This window comes from Micromonospora sp. WMMD708, assembly GCF_049315245.1.
In the GTDB taxonomy this organism is placed as follows: Bacteria; Actinomycetota; Actinomycetes; order Mycobacteriales; family Micromonosporaceae; genus Micromonospora; species Micromonospora wenchangensis.
This window is the reverse complement of sequence record NZ_CP186060.1, coordinates 2204571-2231128: the sequence shown is the minus strand read 5'-3', so window position 1 is coordinate 2231128 and position 26558 is coordinate 2204571. Positions and strand designations below refer to the sequence as shown.

The following is a 26558-nucleotide window of genomic DNA, read 5'->3' as shown; positions in this document are numbered from 1 at the left end:
CGGCCCCCGCCGTTTCCCTCCACCGTGGACGGCCGCCGAAAGTACGTTCGGCGAACCCGACCATCGGCCGGTCCGACGGCGGCCCGTGGACCGATGAGCCGGCCGGATCAGGTCGCCATGCTCGGGTCATGACGACGCGACGACGGGACTGGCCCCTCCTCACCGGGCTCATCGCGCTCAGCGCGCTGCCCACCCTCGGCAGCGCGCTACGGGTGGCCGCCCTCGCCGGTGGGGCCGAGGTGACCCCCGCCAACGAACGCTTCTTCGCCGCGCCGGTCCCGGTGCTGCTGCACATCGCCGCCGCCGTCACGTTCAGCCTGCTGGGAGCGTTCCAGTTCGCACCGGGGTTCCGGCAGCGGCACCGGGCGTGGCACCGCCGGGCGGGCCGGGCGCTGGTCGGCTGTGGACTGGTGGTGGCCGCGTCCGGATGGTGGATGAACGCCACCTATCCGCTGCCACCGGGCGACGGCCCGCTGCTCATGGTGCTGCGCTACCTGTTCGCCGCCGGCATGTTCGTCGCCGTCGCCGCCGGGTTCGTGGCCGTCCGACGACGACGGTTGCCCCAGCACCGGGCCTGGATGATGCGGGGCTATGCGATCGCCCAGGGCGCGGGCACCCAGGGCGTGCTGCTGTCGACCTGGGCGCTGGCGGTGGGACCGACGACCGAGCTGTCCCGGGCGTTGCTCATGGGGGCGGCCTGGACGCTCAACCTGCTCGTCGCCGAGTGGCTGATCCGCAGGCGGCGGCCCAACCCGGTCGCGGCGACCCGCCCGGCGACGCTAGCCGCCACCGGCTGAGCAGCCGGGTGGAGGTGCCGGGTCAGGCCGCCCCGGGCCGGCGCAGGTGCCAGACGCGTGCCGGCGGCAGGTTACGCCAGACGGTGCGCTGCCCGATGGCGTAGGCGCGCTGGTAGGACCGCATGACGCTGTCGACTGCTGCGTGCCGACGGGCCTCGGCGGAACCGGCGAAGACCCGCCTCGCCGGGCGGGTGCCCCGATAGGCGAAATACGTCAGTGAGCCGCCCGGCCGCAGCAGCCGGACGAACCGCGCCATGATTCCGGACACCTGCGCCGGATCGAAATTGGTCATCGGTAGGCCGGAAACGATGACGTCGTACGCCCGAGAGGTTCGATATTCCTCGATTTCCGTACGGTGGATGTCGACGGACACCGTGGCGGTGCGGACGGTGTCACGCAACCGGGCGACGAATGTCGGACTGACCTCGACGAGGTCGAGACGACTGGCCGGGGGCAGCACGTCGAGAATGGTCCGGGTCACCGCGCCGGTGCCGGCGCCGACTTCGAGCACTGTCAGCGGGCCGCCGCAGCGGTCACGTATCGGGTGGACGAGTGCCCTGGCCAGAGCCCTGCTGCTGGGTGCCACGGCGCCGACGGCGCGGGGATGGCGAAAAGCCTCGACACAGAAGGAAAAGGGGCTGCGGGTTCCGGTGGCCGCTGCATTGTCGCGGTTCATGGATGACGACGCTATGAGCGTGGTCCGGTGCGGTGATCCGCCGAATTCCGCTCGGCTCCCCCTACTTTCGTGGGGGATGGGACGTGGCCGGAAGTGGGCGGTCCCGACCTGCCCGGCTGCCTAGGATCATGGGCGTGGACGCATTTCCGGCAGGAGCACGGATCGGACGTTTCGCCCTGGTGGCGTGGTTCACGGCCCTGACGGTGAACAACGCGGTCCTCACCACCACGGGGCGGGAACGGGTCGTCGCCTGTGTGCTCCTCCCGGTCTGTGCCGTCGCCCTCCTGGTGCGCCGGCTGCCCTGGTTCGCCGCCCCGGCCCTGCTGTTCGCGACGGCGGCGCTGCTGGGCGTGTCGACCCCGCTCCTGCTGGTCTGCGTAGCGGTCTACGACCTGGCGGTGGATCGTCGCGCCCGGGTGGCGGTCGCCGGGTTCGCCGGTGTGCTGGTGGTCAACGCCGTGGTCGAGCTGGCCACCACCTCGCGCTGGGTGGCGTACGACTATGTCCCGGCAGCGATCCTCGCCCTGTTGTCGCTGGTCATCGGGCTGTGGCGAGGCAGCCGGCAGCGTAACCTGCAACTGCTCGCCAACCAGGTCGAACACCTGCGGGTCGAGGCGACGTTACGGGAGGAGGCCGCCCGTAGCCAGGAACGTTCCCGGATCGCCGCGGAGATGCACGACGTGCTGGCCCACCGGCTGAGTCTGATCGCCCTGCACACAGGCGTGCTCGTGGCCCGTGGCGACGAGCTTCCCGAGCGGGTCACCGACCGGTTGCGGCTCCTGCGGGCCACCTCCACCGCCGCGATGGCCGACCTCCGCGACGTGCTCGGGGCGCTCCAGGTGCCGGCGACCGCCGCCGTGACGGCCCCCGTGCCGGGCCAGGTACGGCACCTCGTCGACGAGTCGCGGTCGGTGGGCCAGTCGGTCGACCTGGTGATCGAGGGCAGCGCGGACGAGGTGCCCACCACGCACCGGCTCGGCGTGTACCGGGTGGTGCAGGAGGCGCTGACCAACGCCCGGAAACACGCGGCGGGCGCGGCCACGACGGTGCACATCGACTACCGGCCGCCGGTCACCACGGTCGAGGTCACCAACACCGGCGGCACGGCGGCACCGGACCGGGTCCCCTCCGGGTACGGGCTCGTCGGTCTCCGCGAACGGATCACCGCCCTCGGCGGCCGGTTGCAGACCGGGGCGACCGGTGTCGGCGCCTGGCGGGTCCATGCCGAGATCCCGCATCCGCCCCGCCCGCACACCCCGACGGACGGGCCGACACCGTGATCCGCGTCATGATCGTCGATGACGACGCCCTGGTCCGGCTCGGCCTGTCGGACCTGCTGGAGGGTGACCCGGAGATCACCGTCGTGGCCCAGGCCGCCGACGGCGTCGAGGCCGTCGAGAAGGCGGCCGCCGGGCAGGTCGACATCGCGCTGATGGACGTCCGGATGCCACGCCTGGACGGCATCGCCGCAATCGCCGAACTACGCAGGCTGCCGCGCCCGCCCCGGATCATCACGCTGACCACGTTCGACCTCGACGACTACGTTTACCGGGCGCTCGCCGCAGGCGCCGACGGATTCCTGCTCAAGGACACCGATCCGGCCGAGATCCTACGCGCCGTGCACCTGGTGGCGGCCGGCTCGGCCATGCTGCATCCCGCTGCCGCCCGCCGCCTGATCGACCGCTACCACGCCACGACCACGCCGCAGTCCGCCGCCGCGCAGTCGCGCATCAAGCGGCTCACCCCGCGGGAACGCGACGTCCTCTTCCTACTCGCCAGGGGTGACACCAACGCCGACATCGCCGAACGCCTCGCCATGCGGGAGAGCACGGTCAAGGCACACGTCAGCCGCATCCTGGCCGCCCTCGACGTCACCAACCGGGTGCAGGCCGCGCTGCTGGCCCGCGACGCCGGCCTGGGCAGGTAAGGGCGGGCCGCCCCCCTACTTTCGTCGGGGATCACCGTCGCAGAACGGCAGGTTCCCCCGGCGACGCCGATGGCTAGCGTCGAACCATGACCGCAACCGCCACCCGGGACTACGCCGCGACAGCGGCCCCGCACGCCGTCTCGACCGGCCCCCGATGACGGACCGGCTTGCCGACGTGCTCGGCGGGGTACCCGCACCGGCCGCCTACACGCTCCTGGCAGCCGCCCTGCTGATCGAGTCGAATCTCCTGTTCGGGGTCTTCGTACCCACTCTCACGTTGATGGTCACCGCCGGAGCGCTGGCCGGTGCCGGACACCTCGACCTGCCGGTGGTCGTCGCCGTCGCCGCAGGCTCCGTGGTGACGGCCGACCTGATCGGCTATGCCGTGGGCAGCCGGCTGGGAGGCCGGCTCCGCACCAACCGGATCGGCCAGATGATCTCTGCGGTCGCTTGGGCCCGCGCGGAGTCGGTCATGCACCGGCACGGCGGCCGGGCGGTCGCGGTGGCGCGGTTCGTCCCCCTGCTGCGGACCCTGGTGCCGCACCTGGCCGGGGCGACCGGAGTGCCGTACCGACGGGTCGCCCCCTACAGCGTCGGCGCCGCCGTCACCTGGGCCTGCGTGGAGGCCGGCGGCGGCTACCTGGCCGCCCACTCGATCCATTGGATGTCCACCCCGGTCACGGTGGCCGTCCTGGCAGTCATCGGCGTCGGCGCCCTGGCCGTGGCCGTCCGTAGGCGGCGAGGTGTCGGCGATCCGGCCGTGACCGCCCGGGGCGGGCACGGCGTTCACCCGTCCGACCACGACACCCAGGCGTCGGTCGCCACGTCGGGCACACCGCCGCGGGTCTAGGCGAACCGGTCGGCGAGCGCGGTCAGCTTGGCGACGTACGCCGGCCACTCCTGGTCGTCGATGACCTGCGGGTTCTCCCGCCGCCAGCCGACCGTCGCGTCATGCTGCTCGCGCATGATGTCGGCGTGGCCGGCGTGCCGGGCGAGATCGCAGGTCACGTGGATGATGATCTGGTGCAGGGTCACGTCCTGGTGCCCCGGCCGCCACCACGGCACCCGCCCCGGCGCGTCGAGCGGCAGCTCGGCGATCGTCCGGTCGGCGAACTCGGCCACCCGGCGGTACAGGTCGATCAGGCCGTCCTTCGTCTCGTCCGCCCGCGCGTACCAGTCCGCCTGCGGGTCCTCGTCGTACGCGGCCATGGGGACCAGCTCGTCGGGCGACGGGAACTGCCGGCCGAAGGTGGGGCCGAAGTAGCCGGCCTCGACGTTCAGACAGTGCTTGAGCAGGCCCAGCAGGTTGTTGCCGGTGACGGTGCGGGGCAGCCGGGCCTCGCGTTCGTCGAGCCCGTCCAGCTTCCACACCAGGTCGTCGCGGGTGACCTGGAGGTAGTGCCGCAGTGCCGCCTTCGGATCGTCGCGTTCCGTCATGCCCGGCAGTCTCCCCCACCGGTACGACACCGGGCGGGCCCGTCGCGGCAAACAGCTTCCTGACAGTCGACGGTGATGCTGGCCCCGGCGAGATCGCCGCAGAGTTGACCGGAGGCGGGACGATGAGGAAGCAACTGATGGCCGCGCTGTGCAGCGGCGTACTGCTGGTCGGCGGGTGCTCGACCGCCGAGGAGGCCCCACCCGCAGCCGGCAGCACCGGTGGGGCGGAGGTGGCCACCCTGCGGACCGGCGCGCCCACCCCCGCCGCGTCGGCGACGCCGGCGCAGGACGAGCGGCCACGGGAACGCCTCGACGACACCCCTGAGGACAAGAAGGAACGCCTCAAGCCGTACACGAAGTGCCTGACCGAGCACGGCGTCGACATCACCAGGCGGCGCAGCGACGGCACCGGCGCGGACGCGACCAGCAAGGCCGGCAAGGCGTGTGAGCACCTGATGCCGCTGCCGCCCTGGGAGTTCGACCCGGCCAACCCGGAGGCCAAGGACTTCGCCCGGGACGTGGTGAAGTGCCTCAGGGACAAGGGCGTCCGGTACGTCGAGGTGGGTGCCGACGGCACGGGCTGGGCTTTCGGCGGTAAGAACAACGACCCCGAGTCGATCTCCAAGGGGTTGAAGTACTCCCCTGCGTGTGAGCGCGAGGTCGCCGCGAAGCGCAAGTAGCCGTACCACCAGGCGGCGTCGCCCTCCCCCGGGCGACGCCGCCGACGGTCGTCCCACCGGAGATGGTGCCACCGGTTTGTCAGGAACCGGTCAGGGCCGAGCATGACCTTTTTCTCACGATCGCCGGATCTCCCCGCCACCCGCCCGCCGAGCTGCGCACCGACCTGGAGATGCCGGGTGTCACCGCCTTCCGCCCGATCTTCGACCCCTCTGACCTGCTCTATATTCCCCAGCATGTGCGCACACGTGATGCTCGCGGAGGACGATCCGCGGCAGGCCGAGGCGTTGCGCCGCTACCTCACCGCGGCGGGCCACCGGGCGACGGTCGTGGCCGACGGCGAGACGGCGCTGCGCCAGGCCCGGGAGCAGGCGTTCGACCTTCTCCTGCTCGACGTGATGCTGCCGAAACTGGACGGCATGCAGGTATGCCGGATCCTGCGGCAGGAGTCGGACGTGCCGGTGCTGATGCTGACCGCGCGGTCCGCCGAGGATGACCTGCTGCGCGGGCTGGACCTGGGCGCCGACGACTACATGACCAAGCCGTACAGCCCGCGCGAGCTGGTGGCCCGGGTGCGCACCCTGCTGCGGCGGGTGCGTACGACACCCCAGGAGTCACCGGTGCACCGGCTCGGGCGGCTCACCGTCGACGAGTCACGACGCCTGGTCACCGCCGGGGACACCACGGTCGACTGCACCGCCGGCGAGTTCGCCATCCTCGCCGCGATGATCCGTCAGCCCGGCCGGGTGTTCAGCCGGGTGCAACTGCTCGAACACACCCGGGGCGTCGACCGGGAGTCGACCGGGCGCACCATCGACGTCCACGTGATGAACCTGCGCCGCAAGATCGAGGCGAACCCGCGCCGGCCGCAGCAGTTGCTGACCGTCTACGGCGTCGGCTACAAGCTCAGCGCCGGCACGTCGTGACCCGGCAACCACGGGTTCCCCTGCACCGCAGTCTGGTCGTGCGGCTGCTGGCCACCTCGCTGCTGGTCGCGGTCTGCGCGATCCTGGCGACGACCTGGCTGGCCGTGCAGTCGACCACCCGGGCGATCCGACAGGAGCAGGGCCGCTCGCTCGCCGACGACAAGAGCATCTACGACACGCTGCTGGACCACGCGGCGACCCACCGGGACTGGGCCGGGGTCGACGCGGTGCTCACCGAACGGGCCGACCGGCTGCAACGGCGGATCACCCTGATGACCCCGGACCGGCAGGTGATCGCCGACTCCGCGCCGGACGGCCCGTCGTTGCAGACCGCCCGGCCGTCGGCGACCGTCGACCCGTTGCAGGTCGACCTGGGCCTGACCGGCGGGACCGAACGCGTCGATCCGCGCGCGGTCGGGCCGTACCGGCTGACCAAGCGGGAGAGCAACACCACCCGGGAGATGGCCGAGCGGCAGCTCGGCTGCGTGCGCGCCGAGTCCCGGGCGGACGCGCGGGTCGTGGTGGATCCCGCCGGCCGTGCCTCGGTGCAGGTGAGCGACCCGAAGGACCGGGGCATCGTCGGGTTCTGCCTGCCCGACGAGCTGACGAGCCCGATGCCGAGCGAGGTCGCCGGGATCGCCCAGTTGGAGACCCTGACCAGGAACTGCCTGCGGGAGCTGGGCGCACCGACCCGGGTCGAGATCCGCGCCGACCGGACCGCGGTACCGAGCCGCGACGCCCGCTTCGACCGGCAGATCGACGGCTGTCTGCAGAAGGCCCGGACGGCCCAGCTCCGGGCGTACGTGGCGCCACCGGCGCTGCTGTTCGTCACCGACAAGGCGCAGGGCGGCGCCGAGCCGGTGTTCAACCTGTCCCGGGCGAACGTGGTCCGCATCGCCCAGGTGACCGGCGCGGTGCTGGTGGCCACCGTGCTGATCACCGTGCTGGTCGGGCGGCGGCTGGTCCGGCCGCTGCGGGCGCTCACCGACGCGACCCGGCAGCCGATGGACGAACCGGCCCGGGTGCCGGTGACCACCCGTGACGAGATCGGCATGCTGGCCACCGCGCTCAACGATCTCGCCGCCCGGCGTGAGCAGACCGAGGCGTTGCGCCGGAGCATGGTCAGCGACGTGGCGCACGAGTTGCGGACGCCGTTGACCAACATGCGCAGCTGGCTGGAGGCCGCGCAGGACGGTCTGGCGCAGCTCGACACGCAGCTGCTCACCCTGCTGCTCGACGAGGCGCTGCTGCTGCAGCACATCATCGACGACCTGCGTGACCTGGCCGCCGCCGATGCCGGTGACCTGCGGATCCACCGTGAGCCGTACTTCGTGGCCGACCTGTTGGAGCAGGTCGTCGAGGCGCACCGGGGCGCGGCCGAGGCGGCCGGGGTCCGGTTGGGCACCTCGGTGGGCGTCGACCTGGAGATGGCGGTCGACGGCGCCCGGCTACGGCAGATCGTCGGCAACATCGTCGCCAACGCGGTGCGGCACACCCCGGCGGGTGGCTCGGTGGTCGTACGCCTGGAGGTGCGCGACGACCAGCTCGCCATCGCCGTGTCCGACACCGGCACCGGCATCGCCCCCGCCGACCAGGCGAAGATCTTCGACCGGTTCTGGCGGGCCGACGACTCCCGCACCCGCAGCACCGGCGGCAGCGGGCTCGGGTTGTCGATCGCCCGCAAGCTCGCCGAGGCGCACGGCGGCACGATCGGCGTCGAGAGCGTCCCCGGTCAGGGCAGCACCTTCACCGTCCGGCTGCCGATCGTCGTCCCGGCGCGGGGCTGAACCCCGCCGCCGTCTGTCTCCGCCGCCATGCCCGAGTTTTTGCATTGCAGTTGCACTGCAACCCGCGTACCTTCTTTGCAATGCAGTCGTATTGCAAACGGGAGGCACAGGTGTCGGTGATCCCCCTGGCGGAGGCACATGCCGGACTGGTTTCGCTGGTCGGCGGCAAGGCGGCCGGTCTCGGCGAGCTGATCCGCGCGGGCGAGCGGGTGCCCGAGGGTTTCTGCGTGACCACCGACGCGCACCGGGCCGGGGTGGTCCCGCAGGACGAGGTCCGGACGGCGTACGCGCGGCTGGGCGGCGGGCCGGTGGCGGTGCGGTCGAGTGCGACGGACGAGGACCTGCCGGACGCCAGCTTCGCCGGCCAGCACGACACGGTGCTCGACGTGGAGGGCGAGGCGGACCTGCTGGCGGCGATCGGCACGTGCTGGAAGTCGCTGCACGGCAGCCGGGCGGCGGCCTACCGCCAGGCACACGGGACCGACCCCGCCGACGTGCACATGGCGGTGGTGGTGCAGCGGATGGTCACCCCGGTGCGGGCCGGCGTGCTCTACACGGCGAACCCGGTCACCGGCAACCGCACCGAGATGCTCGTCGAGGTCGGGCCCGGCACGTCGGTCGTCGACGGCCGCACCGAGGTGACGCGCGTCGTGCTGGCCGATCCGGCCGGCAGCGCGGACCCCGGGTGGCAGGGCGAGCTGTGGGCCGCCGGCCGGCGGGTGCAGGCGCACTTCGGCACGCCGCAGGACGTCGAGTGGGCGACCGACCAGGACGGGACGCTGTGGTTGCTCCAGTCGCGGCCGGTCAGCACGCTGTTCCCGGCGCCGCCGCAGACCGACGACCTGCGGGTGTACGTCGAGTTCGGCAACGTGCAGGGGATGCTGCGACCGGTCACCCCGATGGGCATGGCCACGCTCCGCGCGATGATCGCCGCCATGGTCGCCTCGCTCGGGATGCGGGTGGAGATCGTCGACATCGGCGGGCGGCTCTACGGTGACCTGACAGACCTGGTCCGCCGGCCCGCCAGCCGCCGGCGGCTCGTCCGGCTGATGGCCGTCGACTTCGGGCCGCGCGCCCAGGCGGTGATGGAGCACGTCCTGCGGGACCCCCGGTTCGCACCGTCCGGCGACAACCCCCGCCGTCGCCCGGCGGACGCCTCGGTGGGCACGGCGCTGCGGGCCCTGTGGGGCATCCTGCGGGCGCTGGCGCGACCGGACGCGGCACGGCGTCGGCTGGTCGCGGCCGTCGACCGGCTACGGGCCGAGGCTGCGGCACCGGCGCACCTGCGGACGGCTCACGAGCGGCTGCGGTTCGTCCGCGACCACGGCGACGGCGAGAGCGGTGCCGCCGACGACGTCACCTGGCCCATCGTGGCCGGGATGCTCGCCTCGGCGCTGCCCGCCCAGCTGCTCAAGGGCGTCGCCACCGAGGACGACGTCCACGCCGTGCTGCGCGGCGTCCCGCACAACGTGACCATCGAGATGGACCTCGCGCTGTGGGCGCTGGCCAGCGCCGCCCGCGAGCACCGCGACCTGCTCCTCGACACGCCACCGGCGGAACTTTCGGCCCGGTACCTGCGGGGCACGCTTCCCGAGATCGGCCTGTCCGTCTTCCTGTCCCGCTACGGCCACCGGGCGGCGGCCGAAGCCGACGTCGGAGTGCCGCGCTGGGCCGAGGACCCGACCCCGGTCTTCGCGGCCGTCGCCAACTACCTGCGGCTGACCGACCCCGCGCAGGCACCCGACCGCCGGTTCGCCGACGCCACGGCGGCCGCCGAGGCCGCGCTCGACGAATTGGCCGCCCGGGTCCGCCGACGTCGCCCGGTGCGGGGCCGGATCGCGGTCTTCCTGCTGCGGCGGGCACGGCGGCTGGCGGGGCTGCGGGAGTCCGGCAAGTTCGCCGGGTTGTACCGGCTCCGGGCCGTACGCGAGCAGTTGCTGCTCATCGGGGCGACGCTGTTCCCGGCGGCGGACGACGTCATGTTCCTCACCCTGGACGAGGTCGAGGCGGCCCTCGACGGTGCCGCCCTGAGCGGGCTGGTCGCGCGACGCCGGGCGACGCACCGGCGCGAGCTGCGCCGCCGGGTGGTGCCGGTGGCGCTGCTGTCCGACGGGACCGACGTGGAGAGCACCCTGCCGGCCCCCGCCGACGGGGCGGGACTGCTGCGGGGCGTGGGAGCGGCGACCGGTAGGGTGACCGGCCCGGCCCGGGTGGTCACCGACCCGGCCACCGCGCACCTCGAACCCGGGGAGATCCTCGTGACCGCCACCACCGACCCGGGCTGGACGCCGCTGTTCCTGACCGCCGGGGCGCTGGTCACCGAGACCGGCGCGATCATGGCGCACGGTCCCACGGTGGCCCGCGAGTACGGCATCCCGGCCGTGATCAGCGTGCCGGGCGCCACGTCGCGGATCGTCACCGGCCAGGTGATCACCGTGGACGGCGCGGCCGGCACCGTGACGACGGCGCGGTAGGCCCCGATGCCCAGGAAGGTCGATCCCCGTCAGCGCCGCACGCTGATCGCGGACGCGCTCATGCGGGTCGCCGCCGACCGGGGTCTGGAGGCGGTGAGCCTGCGGCACGTGGCCGCCGAGGCGGGGGTGTCCGCCGGCATGGTGCAGCACTACTTCACCACCAAGGACGAGATGATGGCCTTCGCGCTGTCCGTCGTCCGTGACCGGGGCCGGGCCCGGGTCGAGTCGGCGGTCGCGGCGCTCGGCCCGGACCCGCAGCCCCGGCTGCTGCTGCGCACCCTGCTGGCGGCGTTGCTGCCGCTGGACGAGGCGGCACGCGAGGACGGGCGGGTGGCGTTGGCGTTCCTGTCCTGGACCGCCCTGCACCCGGCGGCGACCCCCGGCCTGCGGCCGGACACCGCGCAACTGGTGGACTTCATCGCCGGGCTGCTGCCGCGTGCACCGGCGTCGGACGCCGCGGCGGGGCTGCTGGCGCTGGTGGAGGGGCTGGGGGTGTACCTGCTCGGCGGGCAGTACACCCCGGCCCAGGCGACCGCCGCCCTCGACCACCAGTTGGACCTGCTCTTCGCCTGACGAGGGGCCGTCGGGCCGGGTGGGCGTCGCCCGGGTGCGGACCGTTCGCCGTGCGGGCGCACCCCACCCGTGCGATCCTCTGTGGACAATGATCGTCACCTATCGACAGGGGACTTCCATGCGATCCAAGATTCTCTCCGTCGCCTCCGCGCTGACCCTCGCCGTGAGCGGCTCGGTGCTGGCCCTGATACCCGCCAGCCCCGCCAGCGCACACTGCGACGGTCACGGGCAGCACCCGGACCTCTACAGCGGAGGCGGGATCTCCTGGGGCAACGGGACCTACATCCGCGCCTACCCGCACCAGGACTGCCAGTCCAGGGGCCAGGGGTACCCGAACCAGAACATCGACGTGCACTGCGCCACGCTCACCGGTGACCTGTGGTTCTTCGTCCGCAACACCTCCACCGGGATCAACGGGTGGGCCCGGCGGGACGCGCTGCGCTTCTCGCAGAGCGTCACCATCGCCGACTGCGCCAACGGGTTCGCCCCGCACCGCGTCGCCTGACCGGCAGCCCGGGGTGGACGGCCGTCCACCCCGGGCGACCTCAGGTGAGCAGGGCCGGCCGCAGTTCGCCGCCCACGTTGATCGTGCCGACCACCCGGTCGCCGGTGAGGTCGAAGACGTCGACCGTCCGGTTGGTGCGCATGAGTTCCCGCACCGACGGCGGCAGCGACGGGGGTTCCTTCATCGCCGCCCGGACGTCCCGGGTGGTCGAGATCAGCCGGCCGACCAGCGACGCCCCGTCGTGGTCCACCCGCACCCGGCCGTACTCCCAGCCGCAGGTGGTGAGGTCGAGCACCTCGAACAGGCGGGCGAGCAGCGGATGGGGGTCGGTCGCCCGGACGAACTGGGCGGCCCGGGTGCCGACGACAGTGGTGGCGGCGGCGACGTGCACGTACGGGTGCAGGCCGCCCGGCAGCGCGAACAGCGGCCAGTGCAACCGTCCACCGGCCTCACGCCACAGTGGCCGGTAGTTGCGCCGGTCCACCGGGAACCGCTGGCCGGTACGCCGGTACAGCTCCGTCGTCTGGGCCAGCAGGTCCGCGTGGGCCGCGTCGGCGAACTCACCGACGATGCCGGCCGCCACCGCCAGGCCGTCGCCGTCGTCGAGCAGGCCGACCATCGCCGCCACCTGCTCGGCCGGGCGGACGGCCAGGTGGGCGCCGAAGCGCTGCCGCACCTCGGCCGACAGCGCCGCCTGCCGGACCGGATCGTTCTGGGCCTGCCGGCCCCCGCCACCCAGCACCCGCCCGAGCCATCCCATGTCGCCTCGTCTCCACCGCCGTCACCGACCGCAGCCATGCTAGTGCGGCCCTGCGTCAGAGGTAGCGCACGCCGGTCAGTTCCTCGGCCGCCGTCCACAGCCGCCGGCCGACGGCGGGATCGGCGGCCTCCCGGCTGGCCCGCACCTCGGTGACCGGACCCCAGGTCTGGAAGAACCGGGCCGGGCCGAAGAACTGGCCGCCGTGGACCCCCGGGTCGGTGGCGGCGCGCAGTTGGGGCAGCGCGCCCTGCTCGACCGGTTGGGTGGCGAGCAGGCTGAGCCGGGCGATCACCCGGCCGCGCCGGCCCTGGTGGGACCAGGCCCGGGGGGTCAGGTTGGTGCGGGTGACACCGGGATGGGCCAGCACGCTGAGCACCGGCGATCCGGTGGCGCGCAGCCGGCGGTCCAGTTCGATGCCGAAGACGGTGGTGGCGAGCTTGGACCGGCCGTACGCGGTACTGCCCCGGTAGCCGCGCTCCACCATCAGGTCGGTGAAGTCCAGGTGGGCGTTGCGGTGGGTGATCGAGCTGAGGCTGACCACCCGGGCCGCCCGCGCCGCGCCCAGGTTGCCCAGCAGCAGGCCGGTCAGCGCGAAGTGCCCCAGCAGGTTGGTGGCGAGGTGCAGCTCGTGGCCGTCCACGCTGGTCCGGCGCGGGCCGAGCAGCACCGCACCGGCGTTGTTGACCAGCAGGTCGAGCACCGGACGGTCGGCGGCCAACGCCGTCGCGAACGCCCGTACCGAGGCCAGGCAGGCGAGGTCGAGCTCGCGTACCTCGACGTCGCCGCCGATCTGCCGGGCGGCCCGCCGGCCGGCGGCGGTGTCGCGCACGGCGAGCACGACCCGCGCGCCCCGGCGGGCCAGGGCGGCGGCGGTGACCAGGCCGAGGCCGGAGTTCGCGCCGGTCACGACGGCGGTACGGCCGTGCTGGTCGGGGATGTGGTCGGCGGTCCAGGTCATCTGCTGCTCCCTGACGGTCGGATCGGACCGTCGACGCTAGAGCCCGGCCGGGCGGGACCGGTCGTACCCGGTTGCCTAGGTGCCGCAGACCTACCCACGCCGGTCCGGGCCACGCCACACTGGCGACATGACCCATCCGTACGCCCGAGAACTCGGCGATTTTCTGCGCGCCCGGCGCGGGCGGCTACGCCCCCGCGACGTCGGCCTGGAGCCGGGCGGCCGTCGCCGGGTGACCGGGCTGCGCCGCGAGGAACTGGCGCTGCTGGCCGGGCTGAGCACCGACTACTACCAGCGGATGGAGCAGGGTCGGGAGGTGCGGCCGTCCGACGACGTGCTGGACGGGCTCGCCGCCGCGCTCGGCCTCGACGACGAGGAACGCCGGCACCTGTTCACCCTGGCCCGCGCCGCCCGCCGGCCGGTGCCGGCCCGGGTCGACCACGGGCCGGAGCGGGTGCCGGAGAGCACCCGGCGGCTGCTGCGGGTGCTGGACACCCCGGCGGTGGTGCTCGGCCGCCACCTGGACCTGCTCGCCTGGAACGCGTGGGCGGTGGCGCTGCTCGGCGACCCGGCGGACCACCCGCCGGACCGGCTCAACATGCTGCTGCTGATGTTCGACGAGGCGGCGGCCCCGTTGCGGCGCTGCGCCTCCTGGGAACAGCAGGCCATGGACTACATCGGCATGATGCGCGCCGCCGTCGCCACGGACCCCACCCACCCCCGGGCCACCGCCGTCGTCGGTGAGCTGAGCATCCGTAGCGCCGAGTTCCGGCGGCTGTGGGCCCGGCACGACGTGCGCGGGTCGGTCAGCGGCACCAAGACCTTCCAGGTCCCCGAGGTCGGTGACATCGTCCTGGACTGGGACACCTACCCGCTGCCCGGCAGCCCCGGCCCGGTCATGCTGGTCTTCACCGCCGAGCCGGGCAGCGCCGACGCCGACGCGCTGCAGCTGCTGGCGTCACTGCGGGCAACCGGCCGGTCGGATGAGAGCTATCCAACACGACGACGCGACATCTAGTGTTGCCTCTCCCCCATCCACGCCATATATGGTGTGCCACGCAGCTGGTTCGGCCGGTCCCGGTGGTCCGGTCGAGGCAACAGGGAACCCGGTGGAAATCCGGGACTGCCCCGCAGCGGTAAGTGGGAACGACCGCCGTCATCGAGCACTGGACCGCGAGGTCCGGGAAGCGACGGCCAGTAGGCGACCGACCCCGGTCACGCCCGCGAGTCCGAAGACCTGCCAGTGCGCCGCGCGCTGCTGCGCGCGGCGGTCGGAGGTCGCGCGGGACGACCGACGCCAGCACCCGGGCCGGCCGTCGCGCCGCGCCCGTCGGCGTCCTCCCGCGTCCCGATGGCCATCGGTGACAGCGAGGAGAGGTCATGACGAGCACAGCGCAGAGCCCACCGTCCGAGGTCGACGGCGCGCAGCCGCGCCGGTCCGCGATGCGGGTACGCAAGCGCGACGGCGACACCGAGCCGGTGGACGTCAACCGGATCGTCACGGCCGTCGCCCGGTGGACCGCCGACCTGGACGAGGTCGACCCGCTGCGGGTGGCCACCAGGACGATCAGCGGCCTCTACGACGGGGCGACCACGGCCGAGCTGGACACGTTGTCGATCCAGACGGCGGCGGAGCTGATCGGCGTGGAACCGCAGTACTCCCGGCTGGCGGCCCGGCTGCTGGCCGCGTACGTGGACAAGGAGGTCCGTGGGCAGGAGGTGACCTCGTTCAGCGAGTCCATCCGGTACGCCCACGGCCTCGGCCTGATCGCCGACGACACCGCCGCGTTCGTGGCCCGGCACGCCCGTCAGCTCGACGACGCCGTCGACCCGGCCGGTGACCTGCGGTTCGAGTACTTCGGGCTACGTACGGTGGCCGACCGTTACCTGCTGCGGCACCCGCAGTCGCGGCTGGTGGTGGAGACCCCGCAGTACTGGCTGCTGCGGGTGGCCTGCGGGCTGTCCACCACGGCCGACGAGGCGGTCGGGTTCTACCGGCTGATGTCGTCGCTGGCCTACCTGCCGAGTTCCCCGACGTTGTTCAACTCGGGCACCCGGCACACCCAGATGTCGTCGTGTTTCCTGGTCGACTCGCCGCGCGACGAACTGGACTCGATCTACGAGCGCTACCACCAGGTGGCGAAGCTGTCGAAGTTCTCCGGCGGCATCGGCATCTCCTTCACGCGGGTACGTGGCCGGGGCGCGCTGATCCGGGGCACCAACGGCAGGTCGAACGGGATCGTGCCGTTCCTGAAGACCCTCGACGCCGGGGTGGCGGCGGTCAACCAGGGCGGCCGGCGCAAGGGGGCGGCCTGCGTCTACCTGGAACCCTGGCACCCGGACGTCGAGGAGTTCCTGGAGCTGCGGGACAACACCGGTGAGGAGGCCCGGCGGACCCACAACCTCAACCTGGCCAACTGGATCCCCGACGAGTTCATGCGCCGGGTCGAGGCCGACGCCGACTGGTCGCTGATCGACCCGTCGGACGCCCCGGAGCTGCCCGACCTGTACGGCGCGGAGTTCGACGCCGCGTACCGGGTCGCCGAGAAGAAGGCGGTCCGCACGGTGAAGGCCCGGGACCTGTACGGGCGGATGATGCGCACCCTGGCGCAGACCGGCAACGGGTGGATGACGTTCAAGGACCCGGCGAACCGGCTGTCCAACCAGACCGGCGTGCCGGGCAACACGATCCACCTGTCCAACCTGTGCACCGAGATCCTGGAGGTGAACAGCGACACCGAGACGGCGGTGTGCAACCTCGGGTCGGTCAACCTCGGCGCGCACCTCACCGACGACGGCATCGACTGGGAGAAGCTGCGCGAGACGGTCCGCACGGCGCTGGTGTTCCTGGACCGGGTGATCGACATCAACTACTACCCGGCCGAGCAGGCGGCGGCGTCGAACCCGCGCTGGCGGCCCGTCGGGCTGGGGCTGATGGGCCTACAGGACGCGTTGTTCGCGCTGCGGCTGCCGTTCGACTCCGCCGGGGCGCGGGAGCTGTCCACCCGGGTCCAGGAGGAGATCTTCCTGACCGCCCTGGAGACGTCGACCGACCTGGCCGAACGGTTCGGCGCGCACCCGGCGTACCCGCAGACCCGGGCGGCCCGGGGTGACCTGCATCCGGATCTGTGGGGGGTCGAACCGACCCAGACCGCGCGCTGGGCGGCGCTGCGTACCCGGATCGCGGCGCACGGTCTGCGCAACTCGCTGCTGGTGGCGATCGCGCCGACCGCCACGATCGCGTCGATCGCCGGCTGCTACGAGTGCATCGAGCCGCAGGTGTCCAACCTGTTCAAGCGCGAGACCATGTCCGGGGAGTTCCTCCAGATCAACACGTACCTGGTGCGGGAGCTGAAGGCACGCGGGCTGTGGACGGCGGAGATCCGCGACCGGATCAAGCGGGCCGAGGGCTCGGTGCAGGGCATCGTCGAGCTGCCCGCCGAGGTGCGGGAGTTGTTCCGTACGGCGTGGGAGCTGCCGCAGCGGGCGCTGATCGACCTGGCCGCCGCGCGCGCGCCGTACATCGACCAGTCGCAGTCGCTGAACCTGTTCCTCAGCGCGCCGACCATCGGCAAGCTGTCTTCGATGTACCTGTACGCCTGGAAGTCCGGGCTGAAGACCACCTACTACCTGCGGTCGCGTCCGGCGACCCGGATCCAGCAGGCCACCGTCACCGTCGCCCCGGTCGTCGCAGCCGACGCGGAGGCGCTGGCGTGTTCCCTGGAGAACCCCGAGAGCTGCGAGGCGTGCCAGTGACCACCGTCGACGAACCCCGCACCGCCGGGCGGCAGCTGCTGCTCGACCCCGGCATGGACCTCACCCTGCGGCCGATGCGCTACCCGCACTTCTTCGACCGGTTCCGCGACGCCATCCGCAACACCTGGACGGTGGAGGAGGTCGACCTGCACTCCGACCTGGCCGACCTGGAGCGGCTGTCGCCGGCCGAGCGGCACCTGGTGTCCCGGCTGGTGGCGTTCTTCGCCACCGGTGACACGATCGTCGCCAACAACCTGGTGCTCAACCTCTATCAGCACGTCAACTCTCCCGAAGGCCGGCTCTACCTGTCCCGGCAGCTGTTCGAGGAAGCCGTGCACGTGCAGTTCTACCTGAACCTGCTCGACACGTACGTGCCCGACGAGCAGGAACGGTTCGCCGCGTTCGCCGCCATCGAGAACATCCCGTCGATCCGGCGTAAGGCCGAGTTCTGCTTCCGCTGGATCGACTCGGTCTTCGGGCTGCGGGAGCTGCGTACCCGCGCCGACCGGCGGGCGTTCCTGCTCAACCTGATCTGCTTCGCCGCCTGCATCGAGGGGCTGTTCTTCTACGGGGCGTTCGCCTACGTCTACTTCCTGCGGTCCCGGGGCCTGCTCAACGGGTTGGCGTCGGGCACCAACTGGGTGTTCCGCGACGAGTCGATGCACATGGCGTTCGCCTTCGACGTGGTGGAGACCGCCCGGCGGGAGGAGCCGGACCTGTTCGACGCCGACCTGGAACGTCAGGTGACCGAGATGCTCGCCGAGGCCGTCGAGTGCGAGGTGCAGTTCGCCGAGGACCTGCTCGACCAGGGCGTGTCGGGGCTGTCACTTAAGGACATGCGGGCCTACCTGGAGCATGTCGCCGACCGGCGGCTCGCCCAGCTCGGCATCGCGCCGCGCTACGGGGCGCAGAATCCGTTCGCGTTCATGGATCTGCAGGACGTGCAGGAGCTGTCGAACTTCTTCGAGCGTCGGGTGTCGGCCTACCAGGTGGGGGTCAGCGGCAGCGTCACCTTCGACGACGACTTCTAGCCCGACCAGCGCGGGCCGCGGCCAGGGCAGCAGCTCCGCGCGGCGGACCGGACCCCGTGCTGGCCGGGTCCGGTCCGGTGGCGCGACGCGGCACCGGACCGGACCACGCGCCCTCCGGTCACCCCGGAGGCCCGGTCTCGGTGAGCCGGCCGTCGGCCAGCCGCAGCCACCGGTCCACGGCGATCCCGACCAGGAACCGGTCGTCGTGACTGACCACCACGAACGCCCCCCGGTACGCCAGCAGCGCGCTCTCCAACTGCGCCACGCTGACCAGGTCCAGGTTGTTGGTGGGCTCGTCGAGCAGCAGCAGGTGCGGTGCCGGCTCGGCGGACAGCAGGCAGGCCAGGGTGGCGCGCAGCAGCTCACCGCCGGAGAGCACGCCGGCCGGCAGGTGGACACGGGCACCCCGGAACAGGAACCGGGCCAGCAGGTTCATCCGCTCCGCGTCGGTCCTCGACGGCGCGAACCCGGCGAGGTTCTCCGCGACCGTACGGGCCGGGTCGAGCAGGTCGAGGCGCTGCGACAGGTACGCCACCCGCCCCGACGCCCGCGCGACGGTGCCCGCGTCCGGCTCCTGCCGACCACCGACCAGCCGCAGCAGCGTCGACTTGCCCGCACCGTTGGGCCCGGTCAGGGCGATCCGTTCGGGCCCCCGGACGGTCAGGTCGACCCCGTCACCGGCGAAGACCGGCCGACCCGCGTAGCCGACCCGCATCGCGTGGCCGGCGAAGACCGTGCGCCCGGCGGGCACCGTGGTGTCGGGCAGGTCCAGGACGAGCTGGTCGTCGCGGCGGGCCGCCCCGCCTGCCTGGTCCAGCCGGGCCTGGGCGTCGGCGACCCGGGCGGTGTGCACATCGTCGGCCCGGCCCGCCGACACCTGCGCGTCCCGCTTGAGGTTGCCGGCGACGATCCGGGGCAGCCCCGCGTCGGACAGGTTCCGGGCGGCGGTCGACGCCCGGCGGGCCGCCCGCTCCCGGGCCTGCTGGAGTTCCCGCTTCTGCCGCTTCACGTCCTGCTCGGCCTGGCGCACCTGCCGCTCGGCTACCTCCCGTTCGGCCCGTACCGTCTGTTCGTAGTGGGTGAAGTTGCCGCCGTACCAGCGGATGTCGCCGTGGTCGAGGGCGGCGATGCGGTCCATCCCGTCCAGCAGTTCCCGGTCGTGGCTGACCACGAGCAGCGCGCCCGGCCAGGACCGCAGCACGGTGAGCAGGCGTTCCCGCGCCGGTCGGTCGAGGTTGTTGGTGGGCTCGTCGAGCAGCAGCACGTCGGGCCGTCTGAGCAGCTCGGCGGCGAGGCCGAGGGAAACCACCTCACCGCCGCTGAGGGTGCCGAGCCGGCGGTCCAGCGTCACCCCGGTCAGGCCGAGCCGGTCGAGGGCGAGACGGGTGCGGTCCTCGACGTCCCAGTCGTCGCCGACGGTGGCGAAGTTCTCCTCGGTGGCGTCACCGGCCTCGATGGCGTGCAGGGCGGCGACGACGCGGTCGACCCCGAGCACCTCGGCGACGGTCTGTCGCGTCGCGAAGGGCAGGTGCTGCGGCAGGTGGCCCAGCACCCCCTCGACGGTGACGCTGCCCGCGGTGGGACGCAGCTCGCCGGCGATGAGCCGCAGCAGGGTGGACTTGCCGGCGCCGTTCGCCGCGACCAGGCCGGTGCGGCCGCCGGGCAGGGAGAACGACAGGTCCTCGACGACCGGGGTGTCGTCCGGCCAGGAGAAGGACAGGTGGGAGCAGACGACGAAACTGTCGGACATGGTGAACCTCGGAGGCAGGTGGTCCGGGCGCGCGGGCGCTGCCCGGGATGAACAGGGCAGGACGACAGGGGCGACGCGACGGGGCGGTCATCCGCCGTCGGTCACCGCGACCGGGTGTTCACCCGGAGATGTCGTCGTCACCTGCCATGATCTGCTCCCTGTCCTGGTCGAACTGTCCCCTACCGGGTCGACCGGACCAGGATAACCCGGTCGGCCCGACACCGACGCACGCCGGACGTGGGTGGCTAGCGCGGCTCGTAGTCGAACCAGTCGAAGGCGACGGTGCCCCGGGCGGCGTACATGCCGATCACCCGCCCGGTGAAGCCGCCGGCGACCTCGGTGGACAGGTACCGGCCGTCGAGTTCGGCCAGCACGTCGAAGGTCCCGTCCGGGCGCTCGACACCGAGCCGGAGCAGGTCGGGTTCCTTGGCGGGGTGCCAGTCGCCGGGGGCCGGGGCGAGCACCTCGATCCGCAGGTGGACCGGGCCGGCCCCGACCGGCCGGGTGGCCGGCGTCGAGCGCACCGACCCGATCCGGGCCACGACCCGCACCTCGCCGCCGCCCACCTCGATGTCGTAGTGGTGCCGCTCGTCGAGGCGCACCACCAGACCGCCGTGCCCGTCGCCCGGGTCGACCACGGTCCGGACCCGGCACGAGGGGTGCTGCTGGCGGCGGCCGACGAACGTGACGTCCGGCGCGTCCGGGGACGCGCCCCGGGCCCGCAACGTGAGCCAGCCGGGCCGTTCGGCCAACGACCAGACCTCCGCCGGCCGGGACCGCACCGACACCCAGCGGGGGTGCAGCCGGTCGGCGTCGAAGTCGTCGCGTACGGGCGGCGGCGGCACGGGGTGCGCGGCCCACGGCGGGGCGGGCATCACCGGTGCGAGGTCCCCGACCACCGGCCAACCGTCGACCCAGGTCACCGGGGCCAGGAACGTCTCCCGCCCGAGCACGTGCCAGCCGGGGGTGCCGCCGCCGGGGCGGACCCCGAGCAGCACCAGCCACCACGATCCGTCGGGCCCCCGCACCAGGTCGGCGTGGCCGGTGTTCTGGATCGGCCGGTGGGTGCCCCGGTGGGTGAGGACCGGGTTGGCCGGGTTGGGCTCGTACGGGCCGTCGGGCCTGGTCGCCCGGGCGATCGAGACGGCGTGCCCGCGTTCGGTTCCGCCCTCGGCGATCAGCAGGTACCAGTGGTCGCCGATCCGGTACAGGTGCGGCGCCTCCGGGGCCTGTGCGCCCGGTGCGCCGGACCACAGCCGCCGGACCGGGCCGACGGTGCGTCCGGTCTCCGGGTCGAGGCGCACCTGCCCGATCCCGGCGTACGTACACCAGCAGGTGCCGTCGTCGTCCCAGGCGAGGTCGGGGTCGATGCCGTCCACCCCGGGTGCCCGGACCGGGTCCGACCAGGGGCCGGCCGGGTCGGTGGCGGTGCAGATCAGGGTGCCGCCGCCGTCGGCACAGTTCGTGACGATCAGCCAGAACCGGCCGTCGTGGTGGCGCAGGGTCGGCGCGTACACCCCGGCCGACGACGGCATGTCGACCGGCAGGGTGAGCTGGCCGGGCCGGTCGAGCACGTTGCCGATCTGCTCCCAGTGAACCAGGTCGCGGCTGTGGAACAGCGGCACCCCGGGGAAGTACTCGAAGCTGGAGCAGGCCAGGTAGTAGTCGTCGCCGACCCGGCAGACGCTCGGGTCGGGGTGGAAGCCGGCCAGCACCGGATTGGCGAAGGTGCCGTCGGGCCAGCCGGCGACACCCCCGGTCACCGCGTCGGCTCCGACCGGATTCATCCGCCAACCTCCTGGGATCGTGACCGGGATGGATACCCGGCCCACGATCCCATGCCGGCGGCACCGCCTGCTGCCCCACCGGGTCGGGTCCACGCGGCGGTACCGGCCGTCGCCCCGCCGGCCGTCGCCGGGCCGGGAGAGGTCCTCGGCCCCTCCCGGCCACGCGGTGACGGGTCAGCCCACCGGCACGGGCCGTCGGGCCGGGCCGAGGTGCCGGGCGTACGCGCCGGTGGTGAAGAACGCGGGCAGGTCCTCGCCGAGGGCGGTCTCCTCGACGATCCGCGCCGCCTGACCGGCCCGTTCCCGGTCGACGCCGTCGCGCCCGGCGACCAGGGCGGCCAACTCCTCGGCGAGGATCGACCGGACCAGGTCCTCGGTCACGCAGCCGCCGTCTGCCAGCGGGGTGCCGTGGTGCAGCCACTGCCAGACCTGGCAGCGGGCGATCTCGGCGGTGGCCGCGTCCTCCATCAGGTTGCCCAACGCCACCGCGCCGGTGCCGCCGAGCCACGCGTCGACGTAGCGCACCGCGACGGCGAGGTTGGCCCGCACCCCGGCGGCGGTGACCCGGCCGGGGGTCTTGTCGACGGCGAGCAGGTCGGCGGCGGTGACGGCGACGTCGTCGCGCAGCCGGTCGAGCTGGTGCGGGCGGTCGCCGAGCACCGCGTCGAACTCCCGGCGGCAGATGTCGACCAGGCCCGGGTGGGCCACCCAGGAGCCGTCGAACCCGTCGCCGGCCTCACGCCGCTTGTCCGCCCGGACCCGGTCGAGGGCCACCTCGTTGACCTGCGGGTCCCGGCTCGGGATGAACGCGGCCATCCCGCCGATCGCGTGCGCCCCGCGCCGGTGGCAGGTCGCCACCAGCAGTTCGGTGTACGCCCGCATGAACGGCACCGTCATGGTGACCTCGGACCGGTCGGGCAGGACGAAGTCGGTCCACTGCCCGAAGTTCTTGATCACGCTGAAGATGTAGTCCCACCGGCCGGCGTTCAGCCCCGCCGAGTGTTCCCGCAGCTCGTAGAGGATCTCCTCCATCTCGAAGGCGGCGGTGATCGTCTCGATCAGCGTGGTCGCCCGGATGGTGCCCCGGGGCAGGCCCAGGCGCTGCTGGGCGAAGACGAAGATGTCGTTCCACAGCCGTGCCTCCCGGTGCCCCTCCAGCTTCGGCAGGTAGAAGTACGGCCCGGCACCCGCGTCGAGCTGCCGCTGCGCGCAGTGGAACAGGTAGAGACCGAAGTCGACCAGGCTGGCCGAGATGGGCCGCCCGTCCACCACGATGCCCTTCTCCACCAGGTGCCAGCCGCGCGGCCGGACGACGATCGTGGCGAGCTGCGCGCCGAGGGCGTACCGCTTGCCGCGCGGGTCGGTGAAGTCGATCCGCCGGTCCAGGGCGTCGATCAGGTTGAGCTGACCGGAGATGACGTTGTCCCAGGTCGGCGCGGTGGCGTCCTCGAAGTCGGCGAGCCACACCCGGGCTCCGGAGTTGAGCGCGTTGACGGTCATCTTCCGGTCGGTCGGACCGGTGATCTCGACCCGCCGGTCGGTGAGACCGGGTGCGGGCGGGGCCACCCGCCAGTCGGGGTCGGCCCGGATCGCGGCGGTCTCCGGCAGGAAGTCGGGGAACTGGCCGGTGGCGTAGCGGTCCCGGCGGGCCCGCCGGGTGTCCAGCAGGGCCACCCGGCGGGCGGCGAACTCGCTGTCCAGCGCCACCAGGAACTCCAGCGCCCCGGGGGTGAGGACCTCGTCGAACCGGTCGGCCAGCGGGCCGATGATCTCGTATCTCATGCGAACTGCTCCTCTTCGGTGGAGCCACGCAGGGCGGTGGTCTCGGCGGCCGGGTTGAGCACGGTGCTGATCAGGTCGAAGTAGCCGGTGCCGACCTCGCGCTGGTGCTTGACGGCGGTGTAGCCGGCCGGCTCGGCGGCGAACTCCCGCTCCTGCAACGCCACGTAGGCGGACATGCCGTCGGCGGCGTAGCCCCGGGCCAGGTCGAACATCGAGTAGTTGAGGGCGTGGAAGCCGGCCAGGGTGATGAACTGGAACCGGTAGCCGAGGTGGCCGAGTTCGCGCTGGAACTTCGCGATGGTCGAGTCGTCGAGGTGCTTGCGCCAGTTGAACGACGGCGAGCAGTTGTAGGCGAGGAGCTGGTCCGGGTACTCGGCCTTGATCGCCTCGGCGAAGCGGCGGGCGACGTCCAGGTCGGGGGTGGAGGTCTCCATCCACAGCAGGTCGGCGTGCGGGGCGTAGGCCAGGCCCCGGGCGATGCACGGCTCGATGCCGTTGCGCACCCGGTAGAACCCCTCAGCGGTGCGCTCGCCGGTGACGAACGGCCGGTCCCGCTCGTCGACGTCGGTGGTGAGCAGCGTGGCGGCCTGCGCGTCGGTGCGGGCGATCACCACCGACGGCACCCCGGCCACGTCGGCCGCGAGGCGCGCCGCCTCCAGCGTACGGACGTGCTGGCCGGTCGGGACGAGCACCTTTCCGCCCAGGTGGCCGCACTTCTTCTCGGCGGCGAGCTGGTCCTCCCAGTGCACCCCGGCGGCACCGGCCCCGATCATGGCGGTCATCAGCTCGTAGGCGTTGAGCGGGCCGCCGAAGCCGGCCTCGGCATCGGCGACGATCGGCGCGAGCCAGTCGATGCCGCCGTCGTCGCCCTCGGCGGTGGTGATCTGGCCGGCGCGCAGCAACGCGTTGTTGATCCGGCGCACCACGGCGGGCACCGAGTTGGCGGGGTACAGGCTCTGGTCGGGGTAGGTGTGTCCGGCGAGGTTGGCGTCGGCGGCCACCTGCCAGCCGGAGAGGTAGATGGCCTTGAGTCCGGCCCGGACCATCTGCACGGCCTGGTTGCCGGTGAGCGCGCCCAGGGCGTGGATGTAGTCCTCGGTGTGCAGCAGCTCCCACAGCCGCTCCGCCCCACGACGGGCCAGGGTGTGCTCCTCCTGCACGGTCCCCCGCAGACGCACCACGTCCTCGGCGCGGTAGCTGCGGCGCACCCCCTGCCAGCGGGGGTCGGTCTCCCACTCGGTACGCAACCGCTCCACGTCGTTCTGCATGATCTCGTCTCCTCGGATGTCGTGACGCCGGCACCGGCCGTCGTGCCGTCCGGCGGTGCGGACGCGGCGCCCGGCCGGCGTGTCACCCACGGTCACACGGTGCCCGGGGCATGGTCGAGGGACGGAAGAAGCCAAGTTCTGAGAAGTTCACACCCGGTTCTGCGAAGTTGCGAACAGGTATATTCGCACTCTGCCAAGGGGTGCTGGGCTGCCGAAAGAGCAGCAGGGAGGTGATCGTGGTGAGCAAGACCTTCGCGGGTGCCCGGCTACGCCGGATGCGCGAGGACCGCGCGTTGAGCCAGTCCCGGCTGGCCCGGCTGCTCAACATCTCGCCCAGCTACCTCAACCAGATCGAGCACGACACCCGGCCGCTGACCGTGCCGGTGCTGATGCGCATCACCGAGGTGTTCGGCGTCGACCCGACGGTCTTCGCCCCCCGGGACACCCCCCGGCTGGTCGCCGGGCTGCGCGAGGCGCTGCCCGGCCGGCCGGGCGTCGCCGACCTCACCGAACTCGCCACCCGGCTGCCCGAGGTCGCCGAGGCCGTCCTCGACCTGCACCGCCGCTACCGGCAGGCCGACGAGCAGCTCGCCGAGCTGCTGGGCGACCGGGAGACGGTCGGGCGCAGCCCGCACGACCGGGTGACCGAGTTCTTCTACCGGCGGCAGAACTACGTGCCGGATCTGGACGAGGCGGCCGAGCGGCTCGCCGCGACGATCGGGATGCGTCGCGGCGAGGTCCGGTCCACCCTCCAGGACCGGCTCGCCCAGCGGCACGGCGTGCAGGTCCGCCGCGACGACGCCACCCTGCTCGGCGACGAGCTGCACCGCTACCGGCCGCAGACCCGCACCCTGCACCTGTCGACGTCGCTGCGGGCCGGGCAGGAGGCGATGCGGATGGCCGCGCAGATCGCCCTGCTGGAGTACGCCGACGTGATCGACGAGATCGTGGAGGAGGAACGGTTCGACGACCCGCAGACCCAGATCCTCACCCGGGTCGGCCTGGCCAACTACTTCGCCGCCGCGCTGATCCTGCCGTACGGGCCGTTCCTCGCGGCGGCCGAACAGCACCGGTACGACATCGACCTGCTCACCCAGCACTTCACGATGGGCTGGGAGACGGTCTGCCACCGGCTGAGCACCCTGCAACGGCCCCGGGCGCGCGGGGTGCCGTTCTCGTTCGTCCGGGTCGACCGGGCCGGCAACCTGTCCAAACGCCAGTCCGCCACCGGTTTCCCGTTCTCGCTCACCGGCGGCACCTGTCCGCTGTGGAACGTCTACGAGGCGTTCGGCGCGCCCGGTCGGGTGGTGGTGCAGGTGGCCGCGATGCCCGACGGGCAGCGCTACCTGTGGATCGCCCGCACCATCACCCGGCACCACGGCGGCTACAACCAGCCCGGCAAGGTCTACGCGATCGGGCTCGGCTGCGAGATCCGGCACGCCGACCGGCTGGTCTACTCCCGGGGCATCGACCTGTACGACGCCGACGCCGTCACCTCGATCGGCCCGGGGTGCAAGACCTGCGAACGGATGACCTGCCCGCAGCGGGCCGCCGCGCCGATCACCGGCCGGCTCGACCTGGACGAGAACCGCAGCACCTTCATCCCGTACCCGTTGAAGGGCTGAGACCGGGGGGGCGTCATCCCGGTGCGGTGACCGTGCCGGTCGGTGCCGCACCGCCACGTCGCCG

General features: G+C 72.8%; 22 protein-coding genes and 1 riboswitch. Of the genes, 14 read left to right on the top strand and 8 right to left on the bottom strand.

The genetic code is table 11. The features are described 5' to 3' along the window. Positions 1-128 precede the first annotated feature (128 nt). Positions 129-797: a DUF2306 domain-containing protein gene (locus ACN260_RS10085; protein ID WP_422755697.1), complete on the top strand. Its 669-nt coding sequence runs from the start codon at positions 129-131 to the stop codon at positions 795-797. Between the two features lie 22 nt (positions 798-819). Here the strand turns inward: ACN260_RS10085 and ACN260_RS10080 are convergent, their stop codons facing one another. After that, entirely contained in the window at positions 820-1473 is a 654-nt protein-coding gene (locus ACN260_RS10080) for a class I SAM-dependent methyltransferase (protein ID WP_204923350.1), read from the bottom strand. Between the two features lie 134 nt (positions 1474-1607). On the opposite strand from ACN260_RS10080, the gene ACN260_RS10075 reads away from it, so the two are divergent. From ACN260_RS10075 to ACN260_RS10065, 3 genes are all read left to right on the top strand, one after another. Further along, complete coding sequence (locus ACN260_RS10075) at positions 1608-2753, top strand: sensor histidine kinase (protein WP_204923352.1); 1146 nt, start codon at positions 1608-1610, stop codon at positions 2751-2753. 8 nt (positions 2754-2761) lie between these two features. Continuing rightward, positions 2762-3400 carry a response regulator gene (locus ACN260_RS10070; RefSeq protein ID WP_422755696.1) on the top strand — a complete coding sequence of 213 codons (639 nt, stop codon included), beginning with the start codon at positions 2762-2764 and terminating at the stop codon, positions 3398-3400. A gap of 154 nt (positions 3401-3554) precedes the next feature. Then, the gene (locus ACN260_RS10065) at positions 3555-4250 is read left to right on the top strand and encodes a DedA family protein (RefSeq protein ID WP_422755695.1); all 696 of its coding nucleotides are present in this window, start codon (positions 3555-3557) and stop codon (positions 4248-4250) included. Here the strand turns inward: ACN260_RS10065 and ACN260_RS10060 are convergent. Further along, positions 4247-4837 (bottom strand): DinB family protein, encoded by a 591-nt coding sequence (locus ACN260_RS10060; RefSeq protein ID WP_422755694.1) that lies wholly within the window; start codon positions 4835-4837, stop codon positions 4247-4249. The genes ACN260_RS10065 and ACN260_RS10060 overlap by 4 nt on opposite strands. A gap of 122 nt (positions 4838-4959) precedes the next feature. Here ACN260_RS10060 and ACN260_RS10055 point away from each other — a divergent pair, with 122 nt between their 5' ends. The 6 genes from ACN260_RS10055 to ACN260_RS10030 all read left to right on the top strand — a co-directional run bounded on the left by ACN260_RS10055 (position 4960) and on the right by ACN260_RS10030 (position 11780). After that, complete coding sequence (locus tag ACN260_RS10055) at positions 4960-5517, top strand: hypothetical protein (RefSeq protein WP_422755693.1); 558 nt, start codon at positions 4960-4962, stop codon at positions 5515-5517. A gap of 234 nt (positions 5518-5751) precedes the next feature. After that, the gene (locus ACN260_RS10050) at positions 5752-6441 is read left to right on the top strand and encodes a response regulator transcription factor (RefSeq protein WP_422755692.1); all 690 of its coding nucleotides are present in this window, start codon (positions 5752-5754) and stop codon (positions 6439-6441) included. After that, entirely contained in the window at positions 6438-8228 is a 1791-nt protein-coding gene (locus ACN260_RS10045; protein ID WP_422755691.1) for a sensor histidine kinase, read from the top strand. The genes ACN260_RS10050 and ACN260_RS10045 overlap by 4 nt, the downstream gene beginning before the upstream one ends. A gap of 110 nt (positions 8229-8338) precedes the next feature. After that, a complete protein-coding gene (locus ACN260_RS10040; protein WP_422755690.1) occupies positions 8339-10702 on the top strand; it encodes a PEP/pyruvate-binding domain-containing protein in 2364 nt (787 codons plus the stop codon). A gap of 6 nt (positions 10703-10708) precedes the next feature. Next, on the top strand, positions 10709-11275 hold the full coding sequence (locus tag ACN260_RS10035) for a TetR/AcrR family transcriptional regulator (protein ID WP_422755689.1): 567 nt from the start codon (positions 10709-10711) through the stop codon (positions 11273-11275). 118 nt (positions 11276-11393) lie between these two features. Continuing rightward, positions 11394-11780 carry a hypothetical protein gene (locus ACN260_RS10030; protein ID WP_422755688.1) on the top strand — a complete coding sequence of 129 codons (387 nt, stop codon included), beginning with the start codon at positions 11394-11396 and terminating at the stop codon, positions 11778-11780. Between the two features lie 40 nt (positions 11781-11820). Here the strand turns inward: ACN260_RS10030 and ACN260_RS10025 are convergent, their stop codons facing one another. After that, positions 11821-12540: a hypothetical protein gene (locus tag ACN260_RS10025; protein WP_422755687.1), complete on the bottom strand. Its 720-nt coding sequence runs from the start codon at positions 12538-12540 to the stop codon at positions 11821-11823. Between the two features lie 55 nt (positions 12541-12595). Beyond that, complete coding sequence (locus ACN260_RS10020; RefSeq protein ID WP_422755686.1) at positions 12596-13498, bottom strand: oxidoreductase; 903 nt, start codon at positions 13496-13498, stop codon at positions 12596-12598. A 127-nt stretch (positions 13499-13625) separates the two neighbouring features. Here ACN260_RS10020 and ACN260_RS10015 point away from each other — a divergent pair, with 127 nt between their 5' ends. The 3 genes from ACN260_RS10015 to ACN260_RS10005 all read left to right on the top strand — a co-directional run bounded on the left by ACN260_RS10015 (position 13626) and on the right by ACN260_RS10005 (position 18282). Continuing rightward, complete coding sequence (locus tag ACN260_RS10015) at positions 13626-14513, top strand: helix-turn-helix transcriptional regulator (protein WP_422755685.1); 888 nt, start codon at positions 13626-13628, stop codon at positions 14511-14513. Positions 14514-14540: 27 nt separating this feature from the next. After that, a riboswitch (cobalamin riboswitch) is annotated at positions 14541-14754 on the top strand. A gap of 121 nt (positions 14755-14875) precedes the next feature. Beyond that, positions 14876-17251 carry a ribonucleoside-diphosphate reductase subunit alpha gene (locus ACN260_RS10010; RefSeq protein WP_422755684.1) on the top strand — a complete coding sequence of 792 codons (2376 nt, stop codon included), beginning with the start codon at positions 14876-14878 and terminating at the stop codon, positions 17249-17251. A 53-nt stretch (positions 17252-17304) separates the two neighbouring features. Next, the gene (locus ACN260_RS10005; protein ID WP_422756679.1) at positions 17305-18282 is read left to right on the top strand and encodes a ribonucleotide-diphosphate reductase subunit beta; all 978 of its coding nucleotides are present in this window, start codon (positions 17305-17307) and stop codon (positions 18280-18282) included. 118 nt (positions 18283-18400) lie between these two features. Here ACN260_RS10005 and ACN260_RS10000 read toward each other — a convergent pair whose 3' ends face one another. From ACN260_RS10000 to aceA, 4 genes are all read right to left on the bottom strand, one after another. After that, positions 18401-20032: an ABC-F family ATP-binding cassette domain-containing protein gene (locus ACN260_RS10000; protein WP_422755683.1), complete on the bottom strand. Its 1632-nt coding sequence runs from the start codon at positions 20030-20032 to the stop codon at positions 18401-18403. Between the two features lie 245 nt (positions 20033-20277). Continuing rightward, the gene (locus ACN260_RS09995) at positions 20278-21819 is read right to left on the bottom strand and encodes a glycoside hydrolase family 43 protein (RefSeq protein WP_422755682.1); all 1542 of its coding nucleotides are present in this window, start codon (positions 21817-21819) and stop codon (positions 20278-20280) included. Positions 21820-21993: 174 nt separating this feature from the next. Beyond that, entirely contained in the window at positions 21994-23601 is a 1608-nt protein-coding gene (aceB, locus tag ACN260_RS09990; RefSeq protein WP_422755681.1) for a malate synthase A, read from the bottom strand. After that, positions 23598-24869 (bottom strand): isocitrate lyase, encoded by a 1272-nt coding sequence (gene aceA / locus ACN260_RS09985; protein WP_422755680.1) that lies wholly within the window; start codon positions 24867-24869, stop codon positions 23598-23600. Before aceA ends, aceB begins: the two co-directional genes overlap by 4 nt. Positions 24870-25108: 239 nt before the next feature. Between aceA and ACN260_RS09980 the strand changes: the two genes are divergently transcribed. Beyond that, a complete protein-coding gene (locus ACN260_RS09980) occupies positions 25109-26494 on the top strand; it encodes a short-chain fatty acyl-CoA regulator family protein (protein WP_421482774.1) in 1386 nt (461 codons plus the stop codon). The last annotated feature ends 64 nt before the right edge of the window (positions 26495-26558 follow it).

What these genes read in the sequence shown, in the direction of transcription:
- ACN260_RS10070 (WP_422755696.1), top strand. Translation starts at nt 2,762, where the DNA reads ATGATCGTCGATGACGACGCCCTGGTCCGGCTCGGCCTGTCGGACCTG.
- aceA (WP_422755680.1), bottom strand. Translation starts at nt 24,869, where the DNA reads ATGCAGAACGACGTGGAGCGGTTGCGTACCGAGTGGGAGACCGACCCC.
- ACN260_RS10065 (WP_422755695.1), top strand. Translation starts at nt 3,555, where the DNA reads ATGACGGACCGGCTTGCCGACGTGCTCGGCGGGGTACCCGCACCGGCC.
- ACN260_RS10010 (WP_422755684.1), top strand. Translation starts at nt 14,876, where the DNA reads ATGACGAGCACAGCGCAGAGCCCACCGTCCGAGGTCGACGGCGCGCAG.
- ACN260_RS10000 (WP_422755683.1), bottom strand. Translation starts at nt 20,032, where the DNA reads ATGTCCGACAGTTTCGTCGTCTGCTCCCACCTGTCCTTCTCCTGGCCG.
- ACN260_RS10080 (WP_204923350.1), bottom strand. Translation starts at nt 1,473, where the DNA reads ATGAACCGCGACAATGCAGCGGCCACCGGAACCCGCAGCCCCTTTTCC.
- ACN260_RS10060 (WP_422755694.1), bottom strand. Translation starts at nt 4,837, where the DNA reads ATGACGGAACGCGACGATCCGAAGGCGGCACTGCGGCACTACCTCCAG.
- ACN260_RS10085 (WP_422755697.1), top strand. Translation starts at nt 129, where the DNA reads ATGACGACGCGACGACGGGACTGGCCCCTCCTCACCGGGCTCATCGCG.
- aceB (WP_422755681.1), bottom strand. Translation starts at nt 23,601, where the DNA reads ATGAGATACGAGATCATCGGCCCGCTGGCCGACCGGTTCGACGAGGTC.
- ACN260_RS09995 (WP_422755682.1), bottom strand. Translation starts at nt 21,819, where the DNA reads ATGAATCCGGTCGGAGCCGACGCGGTGACCGGGGGTGTCGCCGGCTGG.
- ACN260_RS10030 (WP_422755688.1), top strand. Translation starts at nt 11,394, where the DNA reads ATGCGATCCAAGATTCTCTCCGTCGCCTCCGCGCTGACCCTCGCCGTG.
- ACN260_RS10050 (WP_422755692.1), top strand. Translation starts at nt 5,752, where the DNA reads ATGTGCGCACACGTGATGCTCGCGGAGGACGATCCGCGGCAGGCCGAG.
- ACN260_RS10015 (WP_422755685.1), top strand. Translation starts at nt 13,626, where the DNA reads ATGACCCATCCGTACGCCCGAGAACTCGGCGATTTTCTGCGCGCCCGG.
- ACN260_RS10035 (WP_422755689.1), top strand. Translation starts at nt 10,709, where the DNA reads ATGCCCAGGAAGGTCGATCCCCGTCAGCGCCGCACGCTGATCGCGGAC.
- ACN260_RS10020 (WP_422755686.1), bottom strand. Translation starts at nt 13,498, where the DNA reads ATGACCTGGACCGCCGACCACATCCCCGACCAGCACGGCCGTACCGCC.
- ACN260_RS10025 (WP_422755687.1), bottom strand. Translation starts at nt 12,540, where the DNA reads ATGGGATGGCTCGGGCGGGTGCTGGGTGGCGGGGGCCGGCAGGCCCAG.
- ACN260_RS10055 (WP_422755693.1), top strand. Translation starts at nt 4,960, where the DNA reads ATGAGGAAGCAACTGATGGCCGCGCTGTGCAGCGGCGTACTGCTGGTC.
- ACN260_RS10005 (WP_422756679.1), top strand. Translation starts at nt 17,305, where the DNA reads ATGGACCTCACCCTGCGGCCGATGCGCTACCCGCACTTCTTCGACCGG.